General features: G+C 58.5%; 3 protein-coding genes. All 3 read left to right on the forward strand.

The features are described from left to right. The coding region (locus WES_RS13350; RefSeq protein ID WP_016235178.1) for a DNZ54_00345 family protein at window positions 1–249 on the forward strand (249 nt) is incomplete at its 5' end. Next, complete coding sequence (lysB, locus tag WES_RS13345) at window positions 237–662, forward strand: Rz-like lysis system protein LysB (RefSeq protein ID WP_000040634.1); 426 nt, start codon at window positions 237–239, stop codon at window positions 660–662. The genes WES_RS13350 and lysB, both read left to right, overlap by 13 nt. Then, on the forward strand, window positions 562–785 hold a 224-nt coding region (lysC, locus tag WES_RS24720; RefSeq protein WP_147598575.1), incomplete at its 3' end, for an Rz1-like lysis system protein LysC. The genes lysB and lysC, both read left to right, overlap by 101 nt.

Below are 785 nucleotides of genomic sequence, written 5' to 3' on the forward strand. Positions count from 1 at the left end.
GAACGCTACGGGCGGGAGCTGCCGCCGGAATCGCTGGCCGTGAAGATTGTCACGTCGCTGTTTTTGCAGCCGGTGCCGTGGCGCAGGCGGGCAGTAGCTCTGGTGGTGATGGTGGCGACGTTTATCTCGCTGGTTGCCGCCGGGTGGATTTTTACCGCGCTGATTTATCTCGTGGCATCGGTGTTCTTCCGGCTGATACGTACGGCCTGCCGTCAGCATCTTGAGGGGTGGGAACCATGTCAAAGCTGATGATTGTGCTGGTTGTGTTGTTATCACTGGCGGTAGCGGCGCTGTTTCTGGTGAAGCATGAAAACGCCAGCCTGCGCGCCTCGCTGGACAGGGCGAACAACGTCGCCAGTGGGCAGCAGGCGACCATCACCATGCTGAAAAATCAGCTTCATGTTGCCCTCACCAGGGCAGACAAAAACGAGCTGGCGCAGGTGGCACTGCGTCAGGAACTGGAGAACGCCGCGAAGCGTGAAGCACAGCGCGAGAAAACCATCACGAGGTTACTTAATGAAAACGAAGATTTTCGCCGCTGGTACGGTGCTGACCTGCCTGATGCTGTGCGCCGGTTGCACCAGCGCCCCGCCTGCACCGACGCCAGTGATTGTCCACAACGCCTGCCCGAAAGTGAGTCTTTGCCCGATACCGGGCAGTGACCCGGAGACGAACGGCGATTTAAGTGCCGATATCCGGCAGCTTGAGAACGCGCTGGCACGCTGTGCCAGCCAGGTAAAAATGATTAAACACTGTCAGGACGAAAACGATGCTCAAACCCGACA

The organism is Escherichia sp. KTE31 (assembly GCF_000407925.1).
GTDB classification, from domain to species: Bacteria; Pseudomonadota; Gammaproteobacteria; order Enterobacterales; family Enterobacteriaceae; genus Escherichia; species Escherichia ruysiae.

Bases quoted from the DNA above. Each gene is read 5' to 3' on its own strand.
- lysB (WP_000040634.1), top strand. From the start codon at position 237: ATGTCAAAGCTGATGATTGTGCTGGTTGTGTTGTTATCACTGGCGGTA.